Origin of the sequence: Candidatus Desulfofervidus auxilii, from assembly GCA_030262725.1 — a bacterium.
Lineage (GTDB): Bacteria > Desulfobacterota > Desulfofervidia > Desulfofervidales > Desulfofervidaceae > JAJSZS01.
Genome location: JAJSZS010000006.1, coordinates 61766 through 81132, shown reverse-complemented (window position 1 = coordinate 81132; position 19367 = coordinate 61766). Strand labels below are relative to the sequence as shown.

General features: G+C 33.7%; 22 protein-coding genes and 3 pseudogenes. 20 read left to right on the top strand and 5 right to left on the bottom strand.

Features of this window, described 5'->3' with window-relative positions:
- The first annotated feature begins 2 nt into the window (after positions 1 to 2).
- From LWW95_04960 to LWW95_04930, 7 genes and pseudogenes are all read left to right on the top strand, one after another.
- On the top strand, positions 3 to 1196 hold the full coding sequence (locus LWW95_04960) for an electron transfer flavoprotein subunit alpha (protein MDL1956382.1): 1194 nt from the start codon (positions 3 to 5) through the stop codon (positions 1194 to 1196).
- Complete coding sequence (gene fabG, locus LWW95_04955; GenBank protein ID MDL1956381.1) at positions 1196 to 1930, top strand: 3-oxoacyl-[acyl-carrier-protein] reductase; 735 nt, start codon at positions 1196 to 1198, stop codon at positions 1928 to 1930. Before LWW95_04960 ends, fabG begins: the two co-directional genes overlap by 1 nt.
- 20 nt (positions 1931 to 1950) lie before the next feature.
- Complete coding sequence (gene acpP / locus LWW95_04950; GenBank protein MDL1956380.1) at positions 1951 to 2190, top strand: acyl carrier protein; 240 nt, start codon at positions 1951 to 1953, stop codon at positions 2188 to 2190.
- Between the two features lie 9 nt (positions 2191 to 2199).
- Entirely contained in the window at positions 2200 to 3438 is a 1239-nt protein-coding gene (fabF, locus tag LWW95_04945) for a beta-ketoacyl-ACP synthase II (protein MDL1956379.1), read from the top strand.
- Positions 3439 to 3447: 9 nt separating this feature from the next.
- Positions 3448 to 3816 (top strand): annotated as a pseudogene (gene rpiB / locus LWW95_04940) (ribose 5-phosphate isomerase B).
- 135 nt (positions 3817 to 3951) lie between these two features.
- The gene (locus LWW95_04935) at positions 3952 to 5145 is read left to right on the top strand and encodes a serine hydroxymethyltransferase (GenBank protein ID MDL1956378.1); all 1194 of its coding nucleotides are present in this window, start codon (positions 3952 to 3954) and stop codon (positions 5143 to 5145) included.
- A 1-nt stretch (position 5146) separates the two neighbouring features.
- Positions 5147 to 5596: a cytidine/deoxycytidylate deaminase family protein gene (locus LWW95_04930; protein MDL1956377.1), complete on the top strand. Its 450-nt coding sequence runs from the start codon at positions 5147 to 5149 to the stop codon at positions 5594 to 5596.
- Positions 5597 to 5613: 17 nt separating this feature from the next.
- Here the strand turns inward: LWW95_04930 and LWW95_04925 are convergent.
- A pseudogene (locus LWW95_04925) lies at positions 5614 to 5892 on the bottom strand (septal ring lytic transglycosylase RlpA family protein).
- Between the two features lie 171 nt (positions 5893 to 6063).
- Between LWW95_04925 and LWW95_04920 the strand changes: the two are divergent.
- The 11 genes and pseudogenes from LWW95_04920 to LWW95_04870 all read left to right on the top strand — a co-directional run bounded on the left by LWW95_04920 (position 6064) and on the right by LWW95_04870 (position 13874).
- Positions 6064 to 7653, top strand: a complete 1590-nt coding sequence (locus tag LWW95_04920) for a peptide-binding protein (protein ID MDL1956376.1) — start codon at positions 6064 to 6066, stop codon at positions 7651 to 7653.
- A 213-nt stretch (positions 7654 to 7866) separates the two neighbouring features.
- Positions 7867 to 8979: pseudogene (locus tag LWW95_04915) on the top strand (P-loop NTPase).
- Positions 8979 to 9311: a NifB/NifX family molybdenum-iron cluster-binding protein gene (locus LWW95_04910; protein MDL1956375.1), complete on the top strand. Its 333-nt coding sequence runs from the start codon at positions 8979 to 8981 to the stop codon at positions 9309 to 9311. Before LWW95_04915 ends, LWW95_04910 begins: the two are co-directional and overlap by 1 nt.
- A 19-nt stretch (positions 9312 to 9330) precedes the next feature.
- Positions 9331 to 9522 (top strand): hypothetical protein, encoded by a 192-nt coding sequence (locus LWW95_04905; GenBank protein ID MDL1956374.1) that lies wholly within the window; start codon positions 9331 to 9333, stop codon positions 9520 to 9522.
- Between the two features lie 6 nt (positions 9523 to 9528).
- Entirely contained in the window at positions 9529 to 10371 is an 843-nt protein-coding gene (locus LWW95_04900; GenBank protein MDL1956373.1) for an ATP-binding protein, read from the top strand.
- A complete protein-coding gene (locus LWW95_04895) occupies positions 10368 to 10706 on the top strand; it encodes a CGGC domain-containing protein (GenBank protein MDL1956372.1) in 339 nt (112 codons plus the stop codon). The genes LWW95_04900 and LWW95_04895 overlap by 4 nt, the downstream gene beginning before the upstream one ends.
- An 8-nt stretch (positions 10707 to 10714) precedes the next feature.
- On the top strand, positions 10715 to 11596 hold the full coding sequence (locus LWW95_04890; GenBank protein ID MDL1956371.1) for an ATP-binding protein: 882 nt from the start codon (positions 10715 to 10717) through the stop codon (positions 11594 to 11596).
- Positions 11571 to 11894, top strand: a complete 324-nt coding sequence (locus LWW95_04885) for a DnaJ domain-containing protein (protein MDL1956370.1) — start codon at positions 11571 to 11573, stop codon at positions 11892 to 11894. Before LWW95_04890 ends, LWW95_04885 begins: the two co-directional genes overlap by 26 nt.
- Positions 11895 to 11909: 15 nt before the next feature.
- Positions 11910 to 12161 carry a zinc ribbon domain-containing protein gene (locus LWW95_04880; protein MDL1956369.1) on the top strand — a complete coding sequence of 84 codons (252 nt, stop codon included), beginning with the start codon at positions 11910 to 11912 and terminating at the stop codon, positions 12159 to 12161.
- Between the two features lie 5 nt (positions 12162 to 12166).
- Positions 12167 to 13504 carry a sigma 54-interacting transcriptional regulator gene (locus LWW95_04875; protein MDL1956368.1) on the top strand — a complete coding sequence of 446 codons (1338 nt, stop codon included), beginning with the start codon at positions 12167 to 12169 and terminating at the stop codon, positions 13502 to 13504.
- Positions 13491 to 13874 carry a hypothetical protein gene (locus LWW95_04870; protein MDL1956367.1) on the top strand — a complete coding sequence of 128 codons (384 nt, stop codon included), beginning with the start codon at positions 13491 to 13493 and terminating at the stop codon, positions 13872 to 13874. Before LWW95_04875 ends, LWW95_04870 begins: the two co-directional genes overlap by 14 nt.
- Here LWW95_04870 and lpdA read toward each other — a convergent pair.
- Genes lpdA through LWW95_04855 form a run of 3 tightly spaced genes read right to left on the bottom strand, consistent with a single transcriptional unit; the run spans position 13867 to position 16903 of the window.
- Positions 13867 to 15255 (bottom strand): dihydrolipoyl dehydrogenase, encoded by a 1389-nt coding sequence (lpdA, locus tag LWW95_04865; GenBank protein MDL1956366.1) that lies wholly within the window; start codon positions 15253 to 15255, stop codon positions 13867 to 13869. The genes LWW95_04870 and lpdA overlap by 8 nt on opposite strands.
- Positions 15252 to 16094: a lipoyl synthase gene (lipA, locus tag LWW95_04860; GenBank protein MDL1956365.1), complete on the bottom strand. Its 843-nt coding sequence runs from the start codon at positions 16092 to 16094 to the stop codon at positions 15252 to 15254. Before lipA ends, lpdA begins: the two co-directional genes overlap by 4 nt.
- Before the next feature lie 14 nt (positions 16095 to 16108).
- Positions 16109 to 16903, bottom strand: coding sequence for a lipoate--protein ligase family protein (locus LWW95_04855; GenBank protein MDL1956364.1), 795 nt, complete (start codon positions 16901 to 16903; stop codon positions 16109 to 16111).
- Positions 16904 to 17012: 109 nt separating this feature from the next.
- Between LWW95_04855 and LWW95_04850 the strand changes: the two genes are divergently transcribed.
- Positions 17013 to 18203 (top strand): dicarboxylate/amino acid:cation symporter, encoded by a 1191-nt coding sequence (locus tag LWW95_04850; GenBank protein ID MDL1956363.1) that lies wholly within the window; start codon positions 17013 to 17015, stop codon positions 18201 to 18203.
- On the opposite strand, the gene LWW95_04845 is transcribed toward LWW95_04850, so the two are convergent.
- Positions 18204 to 18788, bottom strand: a complete 585-nt coding sequence (locus tag LWW95_04845) for a hypothetical protein (GenBank protein MDL1956362.1) — start codon at positions 18786 to 18788, stop codon at positions 18204 to 18206.
- 42 nt (positions 18789 to 18830) lie between these two features.
- Between LWW95_04845 and LWW95_04840 the strand changes: the two genes are divergently transcribed.
- Entirely contained in the window at positions 18831 to 19367 is a 537-nt protein-coding gene (locus LWW95_04840) for a type I restriction enzyme HsdR N-terminal domain-containing protein (GenBank protein MDL1956361.1), read from the top strand.

Here is a 19367-nt window from a genome sequence, read left to right as displayed (position 1 = left end):
AAATGGAACTTTTGTTAGATAAGGAAAAATGCACAGGTTGTGGTGATTGTGTAGATGTCTGTCCTTTTGGTGCTATTGTTTTAAAGGATAAGTTTCCAGTAGTTAATGAAGAATGTCGCTTGTGTGGTCTTTGTGTAAAGGCTTGTAAAGAAGGTGCTATTTCTTTACCTGAAAAAATAAAGAAAAAACCTGCGATTAAAGCAAAAGATATCTGGATCTATGCTGAAACAAAAGATGGAGAATTGGCAACAGTAGTCTATGAGTTAATGGGTAAAGGAAGGGAATTAGCAGATAAACTTGGAGAGAAACTAATTGCCATTCTCATTGGAGATAAAATAAGTCATTTAGCTCAAACATTAATAAACTATGGTGCTGATATTGTCTATGTAGCTGAACATCCTAGTTTATCTATATTTAATGAAAAACGATATGGTACAGTATTAATTGAAATTTTAAAAAATCACTGTCCTAATATATTTTTAGCTGGGGCTACTTCTCGAGGACGCTCTCTTATCCCTCAAATTGCAGCTAGTTTGGAAACAGGCTTAACAGCTGATTGTACAGATTTAGATGTGGATATAAAAAAAAGATTACTTCTTCAAACAAGACCAGCCTTTGGTGGAAATATTATGGCTACAATTGCTTGTCCTGAACATCGTCCGCAAATGGCTACTGTTAGACCTCATATTCTACCACGACCTAAACCTATTTCTAATCATAAAGGTAAAATTATAAATTTTCCAATAAATGAGGAAAAAATTCCTCATATGCCAGAAATAATTTCTTTTGTAAAAACAGAAGTTAAAGGGCCAAATTTAACTGAAGCTGATATTATTATTGGTGTAGGAAGGGGAATAAAAGGACCAGAAAATTTAAAATTAATAGAAGAACTGGCTACTCTTTTAAATGCTCAAATTGGTGCTAGTCGAGCTGTGGTGGATGCTGGTTGGCTCCCTCCTCGATGTCAAATTGGCCAGACAGGTTTAATAGTAAGTCCAAAATTATATATTGCTTGTGGTATTTCTGGAGCTATTCAACATCTTGTAGGCATTCGGTCAGCAAAGACAATTATTGCTATCAATAAAGATCCAGAAGCGCCAATATTTAATATAGCCAATTATGGTATTATAGGAGATTTATTTGAAGTTATCCCTGCACTTATTAAAGAAATTAAAAAAGCAAGGGGAATAGACTAATGCAAAAAATAGCTGTTATAACAGGAGGTTCAAGGGGGATAGGTCGAGCTATAGCTTTTCGCTTAGCAAAAGATAATACAAAGGTAATAATTACTTGTGTTAAGAATGTAGAGGCAGCAGAAAAAGTGGTAAAGGAGATTTTAAATAAAGGAGGGGAGGCATTTGCTTATCAATTTGATGTAGCTGATTTTGAGGCAACGCAAAATTTTTTTAAAAAAATACTTGATAAGTTTGGCAGGATAGATTATCTCATCAACAATGCTGGAATAACAAAAGATAGTCTTTTCTTGCGTATGAAGGAAAAAGATTGGGAAAGAGTGTTGGCTGTTAATTTAAAAGGGGCATTTAATTGCACAAAAGCAGTTGTTAAGACTATGCTTAAACAAAATTATGGTCGGATTGTAAATATCACTTCTGTTGTAGCTTTTATAGGTAATATTGGACAAACAAATTATGTTGCTGCTAAAGCAGGACTAATTGGTTTCACTAAAGCACTTGCTAGAGAATTGGCTCCAAAAGGAATTACAGTAAATGCTGTTGCCCCTGGTTTTATTGAAACAGATATGACAGCGAATTTACCAGAAAAAATAAAAGAACACATGCTAAGCATGATTCCATTAGGTAGATTTGGTAAGCCAGAAGAAGTTGCAGAAGTAGTAGCTTTTTTAGTTTCTGATGCTGCTAGTTACATTACAGGCCAGGTCATCCACGTTAATGGTGGTATGTATATGTAAATTCTTAAGGAGGTGAAAAAATGGCAAATATTGAAGAGAGGGTAAAAGAGATTATTGCTAATCAATTAGGGGTAAATCCTGAAGAAGTAGTACCTGGAGCTTCTTTTGTGGAGGATCTTGGAGCTGATTCTTTGGATCTAGTAGAGTTAATAATGGCTATTGAAGAGGAATTTGGAGTGGAAGTACCGGATGAGGAAGCAGAAAAGATTCGCACAGTTCAAGATGCTATTGATTACATTCAGGAACACATAGAAGAATAGGAGGAAACATTGCGTCGGGTAGTGGTCACGGGATTAGGACTAGTAACTCCTGTAGGAATTGGAGTTGAAGAAACTTGGGAAGCTATTTGTGCTGGAAAATCTGGTATAGGAGAAATTACGCGCTTTGATGCTTCAGGTTATGATAGCCGAATTGCAGGTGAGGTAAAAGGATTTAATCCAGAAGACTTTATTTCAAAAAAGCAAATAAAGCGCATGGATCTCTTTATTCAATATGCCTTAGCTGCTGCTCGTATGGCTATGGAAATGGCTCAGTTAAAAATAGATGAGGAACTTGCACCCCGCGCAGGCGCTATTATAGGATGTGGTTTGGGAGGATTGCCTTATATTGAGCATTATCATAAGATTCTTTTAGAAAGAGGACCAAATCGAATTTCTCCTTTTTTTGTACCCATGATTATTACTAATATGGCTGCTGGATTCATTTCTATTGAATATGGTCTTAAAGGGCCAAATATTTCTACCACTACTGCTTGTGCTGCTGGAGCTCATGCTATTGGTGAAGGTTTTCGTTATATAAAAATGGGATTAGCCGATGTAATGGTAGTAGGAGGTACAGAAGCAACCATTGCTCCTCTCTGTATTGCTGGCTTTTGTGCTATGAAGGCACTCTCTACTAGAAATGATGAACCAGAGAAAGCTTCAAGACCATTTGATAAGGAAAGAGATGGATTTGTTGTAGGTGAAGGGGCAGGTATTTTAGTGTTAGAGGAATTAAATCATGCTTTAAAAAGAGGAGCAAAAATTTATGCTGAACTCATTGGTTATGGAGCAACTAGTGATGCTTACCATATTACTGCCCCACCACCAGAAGGAGAGGGGGCAGTATTATGTATGGAAAATGCATTAAAAGATGCTGGTATTGTTCCAGAAGAAGTGGATTATATCAATGCTCATGGCACTTCAACACCATTAAATGATGTATCTGAAACAAAGGCTATAAAGGCTGTATTTAAAGAACATGCTTATAAATTAGCTATAAGTTCTACTAAATCTATGATTGGTCATCTTTTAGGAGGTGCAGGAGGGGTAGAAGCTGTTTTTACTGTTCTTTCACTTTATACTGGTATTATTCCTCCTACTATTAATTATGAAAATCCAGATCCTGAATGTGATTTGGATTATGTGCCTAATAAAGCTAGAAAGGCCAATCCAAAAATAGCTATGTCTAACTCCTTTGGTTTTGGTGGAACTAATGCGGTCCTGCTTTTTAAAAAGTATCAAGAATAGGAGTATATAATGCAAAAAATTGCTATTGGTTCTGACCACGCTGGTTTTAAACTTAAAGAATTTTTAAAAAACATCTTACTTGAACGTGGCTATGAAATAAAGGATGTAGGTACACAATCAGAAGAATCAGTAGATTATCCTTATTTTGCTTGGGCTGTGGCTAGGGCAGTAGCTAGTCAAGAATGTGACCGTGGTATTCTTGTCTGTGGCAGTGGCATTGGGATGAGTATTGTTGCCAATCGTTTACCAGGAGTAAGAGCTGCTTTATGTAATAACTGTTTCTTAGCCAAAGCAAGTCGAGAACACAATGATGCCAATATTTTAGTATTAGGAGAGAGAGATGTTGATCAAAATCATGCTTTAGAAATTTTAAATACTTGGCTTGAAACACAATTTGCTGGTGGTCGCCATGCTCGAAGAATTAATCAGATTGATAATGAATATTGTGCTCTTGATGATTATAGCTATTTAAAACGATTTGACCCTGAATTAGTAGAAGGTCTTGAAGGAGAAATAAACAGACAAAAATATAAGTTAGAACTTATAGCTTCAGAAAATATTGCCAGCCCTTGGGTAAGACAGGTTATGGCTAGTGTGATGACACATAAATACGCTGAAGGTTATCCTGGAAGACGTTATTATGGTGGATGTGAGTATGTAGATATTGCTGAAACTCTTGCTATTGAAAGGGTAAAAAAAATTTTTGGTGCTGATTATGCCAATGTCCAACCTCATTCTGGTACTCAAGCTAATATGGCTGTTTATTTTGCTGTTTTAAAGCCAGGAGATACCATTTTAAGTATGAGTTTGCCTCATGGTGGGCATTTAAGCCATGGCAGTCCAGTAAATTTTTCTGGACAGCTTTATAATATAGTTTTTTATGGAGTTTCTAGAGAAACAGAAACTATTGATTATGAAGAAGTAAGACAATTAGCTTTAAAACATAAGCCAAAGCTCATTTTGGCTGGAGCAAGCGCTTATCCTAGAATAATAGATTTTAAAAAATTTAGAGAAATTGCTGATGAAGTAGGGGCTTATCTCATGGTAGATATGGCTCATATTGCTGGTCTTATTGCTGCTGGACTTCACCCTTCACCTATACCTTATGCTCACTTTATTACCTCCACTACTCATAAAACTATGCGTGGTCCAAGAGGTGCTTTTATTTTAGCAAAAGAAGAATTTGCTAAGATAATTAATAAAACAACCTTTCCAGGTATTCAGGGTGGACCAATGATGCATATTATTGCTGCTAAAGCTTTAGCTTTTAAAGAAGCTTTGACAGAAAGTTTTAAAGAATATCAAAAACAAGTAATAGCTAATGCCAAAAAATTGGCAGAAATTTTGAAAAACGCAGGCTATCGTTTAGTTTCAGGGGGTACAGACAATCATCTATTTTTAGTAGATTTGACTGATAAAGGCATTACTGGCAAAGATGCAGAAAAAGCTTTAGATGCAGCTGGAATTACTGTAAATAAAAACACTATTCCTTTTGATACTAAAAGTCCTTTTATCACAAGTGGTATTCGGATTGGTACACCTGCTGTAACTACTAGAGGTATGAAAGAAAAAGAAATGGAAATTATCGGTGAATTTATTATAAAAATTTTAACAAATATTAATAATGAAAAAGTTATTAATCAATTAAGAAAGGAGGTAAAAGAATTCTGCGCTCAGTTTCCTCTCTTTGCCTGGCGCATCTATTAAAATGTCAAGACCTACTTGGGATGAATACTTCATGAAAATTGCCTTTATGGTTGCGCAACGTTCTACATGTCTGCGACGTAAGGTAGGTGCAGTGATTGTGAAAGATAAAAGAATTCTTTCAACAGGTTATAATGGTGCACCTGCTGGGCTTGCTCATTGTTTAGATATTGGATGCTTGCGAGAAAAAATAGGTATTCCTTCTGGTGAAAAGCATGAGCTCTGTCGTGGTCTTCATGCCGAACAAAATGCCATCATTCAGGCTGCTTATCATGGTGTTTCTATTAAAGGAGCAACTATTTATTGCACCCATCATCCTTGTGTTATCTGTACAAAAATGCTCATTAATGCTGGAATAAAAAAGATTTATTATGCAAAGGGATATCCTGATGAGCTTTCACAAACAATGTTAAAAGAAGCAAAAATGGAAGTTATTCATTTTCCAATAAAATAATTTTATCAAGGTTTGCTTATAATTTCTAATCTTACTCTAGCAGTACCCTTTTCAATTATACCAATTTTTTTAGCAGCAGCATAAGATAAGTCAATAATTCTTCCTTTTTTAAAAGGACCACGGTCATTTATACGAACAATTACACTTTTTCCATTTTCTAAATTTATTACCTTAACATAAGTCCCAAGTGGCAAAGTTTTATGAGCAGCAGTGTAATCATACATATTGTAAATTTCTCCACTGGCAGTACGACGACCATGAAATTCAGAACCATACCAAGAAGCAATTCCTTCAAGCTCACTTTCAGGTAAAGGGGCTGTAACCAATTTCCAAGTTGCTTTTCCAGTAATTTCCACTGTTTTCACTGCTATTTTAGCTGGAAAAGTAGCCACCTTGACAAGTGTGCAACTTGACACTACAAAGATGATGCAAATGATTATAAAATAATACATCTTATTTATTTAGCCATGATATTTTTGATTTTGTCAATAATTGTATTTTATTTGGAAAAACCTGGCTGGAGTGAAAATTTGCCTTATGGTGATGCTATTATTGTTGGCTCTATTGGCGAAGCAAGTAATTTAATCCCTATTTTAGCTTCTGATAGTGCTTCTCATGATATTGCAAGCTTAATATATAATGGTCTTCTTAAATATGATAAAAATTTAAAAATTACTGGAGATTTGGCAAAATCTTGGGAAGTTTCTTCTGATGGTTTAAAAATTACCTTTCATTTGCGTTCAGGAGTAAAGTGGCACGATGGCCATCCTCTTACAGCAGATGATGTACTTTTTACCTATAAACTTATGGTGGATCCAAATACACCTACCCCTTATGCAAGTGATTTTTTTGAAATAGCAAAGGCTGAAGTTTTAGATAAACATACTTTTTGTGTCCATTATAAACAGCCTTTTGCCCCTGGTCTTGCTAGTTGGACTATTTCTATTCTTCCTAAACATCTATTAGAAGGTAAAGACATTACTAAAAGCTCACTTATTCGCCATCCTATTGGCACAGGTCCTTATAGATTTAAGGAATGGATAAGTGGACAAAAAATTGTTTTAGAATATAATCCTGATTATTTTGAAGGACGTCCTTATATTAACTGGCATATTACTCGTGTGATTCCAGATATGGCGACCATGTTTTTGGAATTAAAAGCTGGTGGAATTGATTATATGGGATTAACACCTTTGCAGTATAGAAGACAAACAGAAACAGAGTGGTTTAAAAAGCACTTTAAAAAATATAGGTATCTTTCTGCCAGTTATACTTATCTTGGTTATAACTTGCGTCATCCTTTCTTTAAAGATAAAAGGGTACGTCAAGCTTTAAGTTATGCCATAAATAAAAAAGAGATTATAGAGGGAGTGCTACTTGGTTTAGGAGTAATAGCCACAGGACCTTATAAGCCTGATATGTGGGCTTATAATCCTAATGTAAAACGTTATCCATATAATCCAGAAAAAGCAAAGGAATTATTAAAAAAAGCTGGCTGGGAAGATACAGATGGAGATGGAATATTAGATAAAGATGGTCATCCATTTTCCTTTACTATTATTACTAATCAAGGTAATTTAAATCGTTTAAATGCTGCACAAATTATTCAATATAGATTAGCTAAAATAGGTATTAAAGTAAAAATTCGAGTGATTGAGTGGGCAGCTTTTATCAAAGAATTTATTAATAAACGTCGTTTTGAAGCTACCATTCTTGGTTGGACTATTCCACCTGAACCAGATTTATATGATGTTTGGCATTCTTCCAAAGATGTACTTGGTGGTTTAAATTTTATTGGTTATCATAATGTTGAAGTAGATGAATTGATAGAAAAAGCACGCCATACTTTTGATTTGGAAGAAAGAAAGAAATACTATTTTCGCATTCAAGAAATCCTTGCCGAAGAACAACCTTATACTTTTCTTTATGTACCAGAAGCTTTACCTATTATCCATGCCCGCTTTCATGGTATTAAGCCAGCACCTGCAGGCATTAGTTATAATTTTATTAAATGGTATGTTCCAAAAAAAATGCAAAAATATGCTTTTATACCATGATTGCAATATGCAATTATTATTGCCATATGCAATGTTTTAATTTATGAAAATACTTATAAATTATTATTTGGCACATAAATTGCTTTTAAAAATTTGTTTGAAGGAGGATAAAAAATGGCAGAAAAGGAAAAGTGTCAAACTTGTACAAGCAAGGATGTATGTAAGATAGATGAAGAACAACTTTTAAAACCAACATTATCTCGTATAAAGCATAAAATTATTGTTATGAGTGGAAAAGGAGGAGTAGGAAAAAGTACAGTAGCTACGTGTTTAGCCATTGCTTTAGCACAAAAAGGGTATAAAGTAGGCCTTTTAGATATAGATTTACATGGCCCTAGTATTCCACACCTTTTAGGTATTAAAGATTTATTAGAAATTACAGAGCAAAAGATATTGCCTAAAAAGCTTATGCCAAATTTAGAAGTAGTTTCTATTGAATGTTTTATGGCAGATGAAGATAAAGATCGAGCAGTAATTTGGAGAGGCCCTTTAAAACATTCAGCTATTCGACAATTTTTAGCAGATGTAGAGTGGGGAGAATTAAATTATCTTGTCATTGATTCTCCTCCAGGCACAGGTGATGAACCACTTTCTGTTGCACATTTAATTCCTGATGCTAAGGCTATTATTGTAGCTACACCTCAAGAGGTAGCCTTAGCTGATATTCGTAAGTCTATTTCTTTTTGCAAACATGTGCAAATGGATATCGTTGGATTAATTGAAAATATGAGTGGTTTTGTTTGTCCACATTGTGGTAAGGAAATAAATATTTTTAAAACCGGAGGAGGAGAAAAAACAGCTGAAATTGCTCGTATTCCATTCTTAGGCAAATTGCCTGTGGATTTAAGCGTAGTAGAAGCAGGAGATGAAGGAAAATTATTGGAATATATGCAAAATCAAGACAATCCCTATATCAAGGCATTTAGCAAAATTGCTGCAAATGTAGTAGACCAATTAAAGCAAATGGAAGTAAAACCTGTATCCCTTGCTGAAATTAGAGCTAGAAAGGAATATAAAGTGGCTATTCCTTTAAAGGATGGAAGACGTGCTGATTTTCTCACAGAATGTGACGAGTTGGCTATGATACATGTAAAAGATGGAGGAATTAAAAAGATAGAAAAAATGGTACCAGCAGAAAAAGACATAGCAGTTGTACCTATGGCATTAGTACATTTGGGAGCTGATCTTGTAATAACAAAATGCATGAAAGAAAAAGCAAAGTATGTATTTTATAAAAATGGAGTAGGGGTACTATTAGATGTCCCAGAATTAACACCAGAAGAATTAGTACAAAAATTTATTTCTGGTGAATTGGGAGGTGAATAATGCGTATAGCTATCCCTGCCAATAATGGGCATCTTTGTGCCCATTTTGGACATGCCCCTGAATTTGCCATCATTGATGTTATAAATGGTAAGATAGAAAGTATTAACTATCTCATACCACCTCCCCATGAACCTGGAATTCTGCCAGCTTGGATGCATGAACTTCAGGTAGATGTAATCATTTGTGGTGGTATGGGAATGCGTGCTCAGCAGTTCTTTAATCAATATGGCATTCAGGTAGTAGTAGGAGCACCTGAAATGCCAGTAGAGGAAGTAGTAAAACAATATCTGGCAGGCACATTAGAAGTTGGTGAAAATATATGTAATCATTAAAAAATGAAAGGAGAAAAAGATGCCAAATGGAAGAGGTAAAGGACAAGGTAGAGGTGGTGGACAAGGTAGAGGAAAAGGTAAGGGTCAAGGAGGAGGGCCTCCTACTCACTGTGTATGCCCAAATTGTGGTACAAGGGTACCTCATCAAAGAGGTGTACCTTGTAGACAAATTTCTTGTCCTAAATGTGGCACTCAGATGATGGGTGAATAGGAAAAAATGCGCATATGTATTGCCAGCGGGAAAGGAGGAACAGGGAAGACTACAATTGCTACTAATTTAGCAGCAGTTTTAGGTAAAGTTGCTCAGTATGTGGACTGTGATGTGGAAGAGCCAAATGGACATCTGTTTTTAAAACCAAAGATTGAATATTCTGAAATTGTTTCTGTACCTGTACCAAAGGTTGACTTGGAAAAATGCGATTTTTGCCGTAAATGTGCTGATTTTTGCCAATTCAATGCCATTGCTGTTTTAGGAAAAAATGTACTTATATTTCCTGAACTTTGCCATAGTTGCGGTGGTTGTAAATTAATTTGTCCAAAAGAGGCTATTTTTGAAACATCAAAAGAAATAGGCAAATTAGAAAAAGGAATAGCTAAAGAGGTTGAATTTGTCCATGGGTATTTAAAGATTGGTGAAGCTCAAGCTGTGCCTTTAATTGAAAGAGTAAAAAAAGAAATTAAACCTAATAAAGTAGCTGTTATAGACGCTCCACCTGGTACTTCATGTCCTGTTATTGCTGCTTTAAAAGGAGTAGATATGGCAATCTTAGTAACAGAACCTACTCCTTTTGGTCTTTATGACCTAAAATTAGCAGTGGGAGTAGCGCGCATATTAAACATTCCTTTGGGTGTGATAATAAATCGAGCTGATTTAGGTGATGAAAGGGTATTTGATTATTGTGAAAAAGAAAATATCCCTATTCTTATGACTATCCCATTTGATAAAAAAATTGCTGAAGATTATGCCAAAGGTGAATTGTTAGTGAGAAAAACCTTTTGGCATGATCGTTTTTTAAACTTGTGGACAAAAATAAAAACCATAAGTGGGGATAAATTATGAAAAAGGCAGGTATAATTAGGTGTTTGGGTACAGAAGCAATGTGTCCTGGCACTGCTTGTTTTAGAATGGCAAAGGAAGGAAAAGGAGGATTTGAAAAAATAGGGCCAGTGGAGGTGATCGGACATGTAACCTGTGGTGGTTGTCCTGGAAAAGAAATTTTACCACGGGCAGAAAAAATGATAGAAAAAGGAGCAGAAGCAATCGTTCTTTCTTCTTGTATTGTTGGCAAACATCCAGGATCAAAATATTACCCTTGCCCCTTTTTCCCTCAAATTAAAGAAGTTTTAGAAAAGCAAATTGGAGATAAAGTGCAAATCATCTACGGTACACATTGAGGTTATAAATGAAAGAGCTTGTTATTATTAGTGGGAAAGGAGGGACGGGAAAAACTACGTTAACTGCAGCCTTTGCGTCCTTAGCAAAAGATAAAGTCATTGCAGATACAGATGTAGATGCCCCTGACTTACATCTCATTCTTTCTCCACAAATTAAACATGAGGAACCTTTTAAAGGTGGCCATTATGCTATCATTGATAAAGAGAAATGTATTCAATGTGGAGAATGTAGAGAGCTCTGCCGTTTTCATGCTATTAATGAAGAATTTGAAATTAATCCTATAGACTGTGAAGGTTGTGGTGTTTGCGTCCATTTTTGTCCACAAGAAGCGATAAATTTTCCTCAACGTACCTGTGGAAAATGGTTTATATCTGAAACACGTTTTGGACCAATGGTACATGCCCAGTTAGATATTGGTCAAGAAAATTCAGGACTTTTAGCTACTCTTGTACGTCAACAGGCTAAAATTATTGCTGAAGATCGTGGTTATGACTTAATTATTGTGGATGGCCCCCCAGGTGTTGGTTGCCCAGTCATTGCAAGTGTAACTGGGGCAAGTGTAGTAATGATTGTAACAGAACCTAGCCCCTCGGGTCTCCATGATTTGGAGCGAGTTTGGCAATTAGCATTTAAACACTTTGGCATTCCTTGTTTGGCTTGTATTAACAAGTTTGATTTAAATCCTACATTTAGTGAAAAGATAGAAACATTTTGTAAAAAAAATCAAATTACTTTGGTTGGAAAAATTCCCTTTGATCCAAAAGTGACTGAAGCAGTAGTCCAAGCAAAAACAGTAATTGAAATTAAAGCATCTGTGACATCTTTAGTTGCTCAGATGTGGGAAAAGATTTATAAACATTTATATGGACAAAAAAGAATTTACCTATGAAGATTTAACATGGGCTAGAGAAGTTTTAGGTATACCATTACGGGCAACACAAGCTGAGATAAAACAGGCTTATAGGCGTAAAATAAAAGAATGGCACCCAGACCGGTGTAATAAAGAAGTAGCCCATAAAAAAATGGCTGAAATTAATCGAGCATATGAGATTATTACTAGTTATTGTCGACGTTATAAATATAGTTTTGATTTAGAAACTTTTCGTAGAAATATGGTAGGCACAGAATGGTGGTGGTGGGATAAATTTGGCCAAGACCCTATTTGGAGCAATAAAGTGAAAAAATAAAGGAGGTGAGAAAAAATGCCAACATATACTTATCAATGTCACAATTGTGGTTTTGTTTTTGAAAAAGAACAAAAAATTACTGATGCACCTTTAAATATATGTCCTAAATGTGGTGGTCCTGTCAAAAGGGTTATTACAGGTGGGACAGGTTTTATTTTAAAAGGTAGCGGTTTTTATGCCACTGATTATAAACGTAGTGATTCTTGTTGTGGTAAATCTAATCCATGCGCTGACCCTAAAAGATGCTGCGAGAAAAAATCACTTTGACAGAAATGGAAGGAGTAAAAGAAGCAAGGTCTTTTTTTGAAATTATTTTAGATAGTATTAGTGAAGGTGTTTTTGCTGTAAATAAAGAATGGCAAATTACATATTTTAACCATGCTGCTGAAAAAATTACTGGTGTTTCTAAAGAAGAAGCCTTAGGGCGTCCTTGTTATGAAGTTTTTCATGCCAATATATGTCAGACTGATTGTGCTTTAAAAAAAACTATAAAAACTGGAAAACCTGTTATTGATCTTCCAATAAATATTATAAATCGCGAGGGCAGAAAAATACCTTTAAGTATCAGCACTGCTGTATTGCGAGATGAAAAAGGTAAAGTTGTAGGAGGTGTAGAAACATTTAGAGACCTTTCTGCTGTAGAAGAATTAAAAAGAGAAATTACAAAAAAATATACATTTGAAGATATTATTAGTAAAAGTCATGAAATTCAAAAAATTTTTGAAGTTCTTCCTTATATTGCTGAAAGTGATGCCACAGTTTTAATCCAAGGACCAAGTGGCTCAGGAAAGGAATTATTTGCTAAAGCTATACATAACTTAAGTCCCCGTCATCATGGTCCTTATGTAGTAGTAAATTGTGCTGCTTTACCTGATACTTTATTAGAATCTGAGCTCTTTGGTTATGTAAAGGGGGCATTTACTGATGCCAAACATGATAAACCAGGACGCTTTGCCTTAGCCCATAAAGGTACCATATTTTTGGATGAAATAGGAGATATTTCTCCAGCAATGCAAGTAAAACTACTTAGAGTGTTGCAAGAAAAGGAATTTGAACCATTGGGAGCAACAAAATCAGTAAAAGTAGATGTACGTGTTATTTGTGCTACTAATAAAGACTTAGCAAAATTAGTAGCTGAAGGGCGATTTAGGGAAGATTTATATTATCGCATCAATGTAATTAAAATAGAACTTCCACCACTTTCTAAGCGCCGTGAAGATATCCCTTTATTGATTGATCACTTTATCCATCGCCTTAATGCCAAAATGAATAAAAATATTATTGGCGTTTCTGATGAAGTACTTGAATTTCTCATGAAGTATGAATTTCCTGGAAATGTGAGAGAATTAGAAAATATCATTGAACATGCTTTTATCCTTTGTCGTGGTTCTGTTATTCAATTAGAACATCTTCCTAAAGAAGTAATAGAAACTGTTCGTAAGCCTGTACAAATTCCTACAGAAAAGGAGCTTTCTTTAGAAGCTTTAGAAATAAAAGCTATTAAAACAGCTCTTCAAAAACATAGAGGACATCGAGGGCGAGCTGCTCAAGAGCTGGGCATTGATAAAAGCACACTTTGGCGAAAAATGAAACGCTATGGTTTATTATAAAAAAACTATTGTAGGTATTCCTGTTTTTGGGAATCGGGTAGCACCTCGATTTGATTGTGCTTTAAAAATGTTAATTTTAGAGGTAGAAAATGGAAAATTATTAAAACAAAAAGAAATAACACTCTCTTGGCAAAATCCTTTAAGCATAATCAACCAAATTCGTTCCATGGCAGTTGATGTCTTGATCTGTGGCGCTATCCCTTGTTTTTGGATGCGAGTTTTAACCTGGCATGGCATTAAAATTATTTCTTGGGTTAGTGGTGAATGGCAAGAAGTACTCAATCTTTTTCTTAAAGGAAAATTAGTCAACGGTTGGCCATGGCATTGTCAACATAGACGAAGGAAAAGATGGGGATATAAATTTAACTAATTTTGGGCAAATCTGTCGCTTTTTTATGAACATCAAGAACAGCCTGAAATATTGTTTCGCTTAAAGTTGGATGTGGATAAATTATTCTGATTAGTTTTTCTGTAGTGCATTCTAAATCGATTGCTAAAGCTGCCTGTGTTATCATCTCAGTTGCTTGAACACCTAAAATATGAATACCAAGTATAATGTCACTATCTTTATCAACAATAACCTTAACAAATCCATTTATCTCTCCCAAAGTAACAGCCTTCCCATTAGCCATAAAGGGAAATTTTCCTATTTTAATTTTATATCCTTTTTCTTTTGCCTGCTCTTCAGTTAAACCTACACTAGCCACCTCAGGAATAGTGAATATGCAACGCGGAATAGCTTTATAATCAATAATGGTTTCTCCTCCCATTACATTTTTTGCTGCTACCATAGCCTCAGCATATGCCTTATGAGCTAAAAAAGGAGCACCTATTACATCTCCAATGGCATATATATTTTTTATATTTGTTTCCATTTTTTTATTTACGATTATTTTATTATTTTCACAAACAATACCTGCATTTTCTAAACCCAATCCTTCAATACAAGGTCTTCTCCCTGTAGCCACAAGTACCTTTTCTACTAAAAGCCTACTCAAACCATTAGATGACTCCAAAACTATCTCTAGCCCTTTATCAGCATAGTTTATTTCCCTTACAGTAGTATTAGTTTTAATATCAATGCCTTTTTTCTTTAAAATTCTTTCTAATGTTTGAGAAATCTCCCTATCTTCACCAGGAAGAATATAAGGTAATACCTCAACAATGGTTACTTTAGTCCCCAAAGATTGAAAAATACAAGCAAATTCTAATCCTATCACTCCGCCTCCAATAATAAGGAGAGAAAAAGGTATTTCCTTAATTTCAAGAAGCTCATCACTTGTCATTATATTTTCACCATCTATCTCAATTCCTGGGATTGCAGATGGAATGGAACCAGTGGCAATAATACATTTTTTAAATCTAAATATTTCATCCTTCACTTTTACTTCAGAAGAAGAAATAAAGTATGCATTGCCTTTTATTACCTCTATACCATAACTTTTAAGGAGATAATTAACTCCATTTCTTAACTGTTTTACTATTCTTTCCTTTCTGGTTATTACATTAGCAAAATCAATCTTTTCCTTTTCAATAACAATTCCAAACTCCTTTGCCTTCCTGATACAATCTAAAATATGAATACTGGCAATTAGCGACTTTGTCGGAATACATCCTTTATTTAAACAAGTACCTCCTAAATCGCCTTTTTCAATAATAGCTACCTTTCCACCTAATTGAGCAGCACAAATGGCAGCTGTATATCCACCTGGCCCAGCACCTATGACAATAAGATCAAAATCTTTTTTCATTTTTTATTATCCTCTACATGTTCCAAATACTCTTCTGCCAAATAAGAACTGCGAACATAAGGCCCACTGGCGACATAAAGAAATCCTAGTGCTAAAGCTCTTTCTTTATAATAATCAAATCTATCTGGATGTACATACTCTTTTACAGGATATGCCTTTCGACTAGGGGATAAATACTGACCTATGCTCAAAAAATCACAGTTTACTTTACGAAGATCTTTAAATACTTCTAATATTTCTTCCTCTTTTTCTCCTAAACCCAACATAATGCCAGATTTAGTATAAATACCATTGCTTAGTGCTTTTACAGTTTTTAATACCTCTAAAGAGCGTAAAAAATTTGCACCTTTACGCACAATGGGATACAATCTTGGTACAGTTTCAATATTATGCCCAATAATATCTGGCTTTGCTTCTATTACCTTTTTTATCGCTTCTTTTTCTCCTTTAAAGTCTGGGATAAGGACCTCAATAACAATTTTTTTCATTTTTTTTCTGATACTATAAATGGTCTTCGCAAAATGTTCAGCCCCTCCATCTGGCAAATCGTCTCTAGTTACACTGGTAATAACTACATGTTTTAAATTAAGCCGAGAGACTGCTTCTGCTATACGCTCTGGTTCTTCTATATCCACAACCCCTGGCTTTCCTTTTTTTACTGCACAAAATCGGCAGTTTCTTGTGCAAATGTTTCCTAGGATTAAAAAAGTAGCTATCTTTTTAGAAAAACATTCAGAAATATTAGGACAATTGGCCTCTTGACAAATAGTATGTAACTTTAAGTTCTTTAAAAGGACATTTAAGGCATAACATGCTTTTAAATCAATCTTTTTATGCAACCAAACTGGCTTTTTCACCTTTTTAGGTTCCACTCTAAAGTTTTATATTTTTCTTCCCTTAATTTAGTAGCTAATTCTTGTTCTTTAAAAGTTAGTCCCCCTTCTACCAATCTTACTGAAAAAGTTTCTTCAAAAGATGTTTTAATAATATTTTCTATTTCTGTAAAACTTATTTTTCTCCCTAAAACATCCTCTAAGGAACAAACTTTTTCTTCCAACCCTTCTGGTTTATAACGCAAGAATGAAAAAAAGTCATCTATTTCTAGCTGTAAAGGAATAGAACCATGTTGAAAGATTAAATCTTTTTTTCTTTTTTGGGCATTACCACCTAATTTTTTCCCATTGATGATAATGTCATAATCTTCATAAGAAGTGAAACAAAGTAAAGATTTTTCTGAAGCAGGCAGCTTAATTTCTATAGCAAAATGTGGATTAAGCCCAAGTTTTTTATAAGCATTTAAAAGAAATGAACAAATCTTTTTAAAACCTTCTTTTACTGAACCAAAGGCATTAATCTCATCTTTAAAGCAAGTTAAACTATAAGTTAATTCTTGATAATGAAAAATAGCCTTTCCCCCTGTGATTCTTCTGACAAATAAGATTCCTTTTTTCTTACATTTATTTAAATCTAATACTTCCTCAACTTTTTGAAAATAACCAATAGAAAAAGCAGGAGGTTTCCAGCCATAAACCCTTAAAGTAGGTAAATTCTCTTTTTTACTATGTGCTATCAATATAGCCTCATCTATAGCCATATTAGTGTAAGGGTCACAAAATCCTGAACGAATAAATCGCCATTGTTTTATCATCTCAGAAGCTTAATGCTAAATATAGCTGTAAATGTCAAGCTTTTTGCTGAATTAAAACTTTTAAAAGTAAAATATTTGTCTTATTTAAAAAGTTTGTTATAAGAAAAACATGGGTATAAAACGCTTTATAACAATAGAAAATCTTACATTATTATCTATAATTGTAGGTATCTTACTTGGTATCTTTTTTCCAGAATTTATTTCAAAATTTAAATTTATTGGTGATATTTTTATTACTCTTCTTAAAATGGTTATTGTACCATTAATATTTGCTTCAGTATTTGTAAGTATTGTTTCTTTAGGTTCTCTAAAAAATATTAAAGATTTGGGAGGAAAAACTATTTTTTATTATTTAGCAACAACTAGCATTTCAGTGATTACAGGATTGAGTATTGTTAACATATTAACTCCAGGTAAAGGAGCAGAATTTACAAAAAAAATGTGCACATTTGAGCATGAATTTAAAATATCAGATTTAATTTTAAACATTTTTCCCGAAAATCCTTTAAAAAGTTTAGTAGAAGGTAAAGTTTTGCAAATTATCTTTTTTGCTATACTATTTGGTTTAGCCGTTTTAACAATCAATGAAAAAAAGAAAGAACAAATATATAATTTTTTTGATGGAGTAAATGACAGCATGATAAGACTTACAAAATGGATTATAAAACTAACTCCTATTGGAGTATTTTTTATTGTCTCCCATATTGTAGCTATAAAAGGAATAAAACCTATAATTTTATTATGGGAATATATTTTAGCTGTAGTTGTTGGCTTATTAATTCATGCAATAATTAATTTAGGATTTTTAGGATATTTAGTAGGAAAATTTAATCCTTTATTTCATTTTATGGAAGTAAGAGGGGCTTTATTAGTAGCATTTTCAACTGCCTCAAGTTCAGCCACTTTACCTATATCTCTTGAGGTAGCAGAAGAAAAGGCAAAAATAAGTAAAAAAGTTGCGGGATTTGTTTTACCTCTTGGTGCAACAATAAATATGGATGGAACAGCTTTATATGAAGCAGTTGCATCCATGTTTATTGCCAACATCTATGGCATAAACTTAAATTTTGGACAGCAAATTGTGATTTTTTTAACTGCTACTTTAGCATCTATTGGAGCAGCAGGTATACCTAGTGCTGGATTAGTAACCATGACTTTAGTTTTAAATACAGTAGGATTGCCTATAGAAGGAATAGGTATAATACTTGCAGTAGATAGATTTTTAGATATGTTAAGGACTTCTGTTAATGTATGGGGTGACATGGTTGGAGCTAAGATATTGGATAGATTTGTAAAATAATTATTTCTTTATTTTCCTCCACCATTCAGTAGCTATTGGGCCATCTTTTGAAATTTGATATTTTGAATAAATTTGTTTTATCACTATACCCTCATTACCTTGTAATAAAGATTCCTTTAGTGCTATTGGAAGTTCTTTTATCTTATTTTGTTTAATAATGTAAAATGGTTTTTTAAATTTTATTTTTTTAAGCAATTTTCTTCTTTCCAAAAGAGGTAAGTTGCCTAAAAATTCTTTTTCTAAAAAAATTATATCAAATACAAAAATTATAGGCTCTGCTTTTGGCTGTTGTGCAAATAATGAAGGTATAAACCTTCGCCCTCCAGAAGAGTAAAGTTCAGCATCAAGTAATGTATAATTGGGTAAAAATTGATTAGCTATATTTATGAGATAATTTAATTTTTTTGTCCAATTAGGATTAGTCTCTAATCTTCTACCATAAAATTCTATTTTATTATTTTCATATTTTATTATCTGCATTCTCCAACCATCAATTTTAGGCTCCCAAATCCATTCTTTTAAGTTTAATTTTTCTCCAAAATATGGTATAGGCTGCATAAGCCAAATAGGACCTTTAAATCTCATAATTTAAATTATATAATATTAAAAATTTTTAAGGAGTCAAAAATGGCAGAAGAAATTGTTGACTTTTTTACTGGAAAAAAATTGCCAGATACTGATATGGAACGTTTAAGACAAAAGGTTGGAAGATTTTTAGTTGAAGAAAAAGGATATGATAAGTCAGATATAGAAATAAACATTATATTTGAAACCATAGCAAATGAAAAGAAGATAGTAATTCCTATTGATTATATCATAAGGTTAGAAGGAAAAAGACTTATTTTAATCAAATGTTTTCCTACAGCTTTGATCACTCGAGAGAAAGTTACCCTTGCTTGTGCTCGCCTTTTAGACAATTACCCAATCCCTTTAACTGTTATTACTGATGGTTTTGCTACAGAAGTTTTAGATACATATTCAGGTAAAGTAATAGCTGAAGATTTAAATGCTATTCCAACAAAAAATGAATTAAAAGAAATGTTACCTAAATTCCGTTTTGATCCTATTTCTGAAGAAAGAAAAGAAAAAGAAAAAAGGATATTAGCTGCTTTTGATGTTTGGAAGTGTCCAGTAAGTTGTAAAGAATGTAGTTTAAGCAGTTAA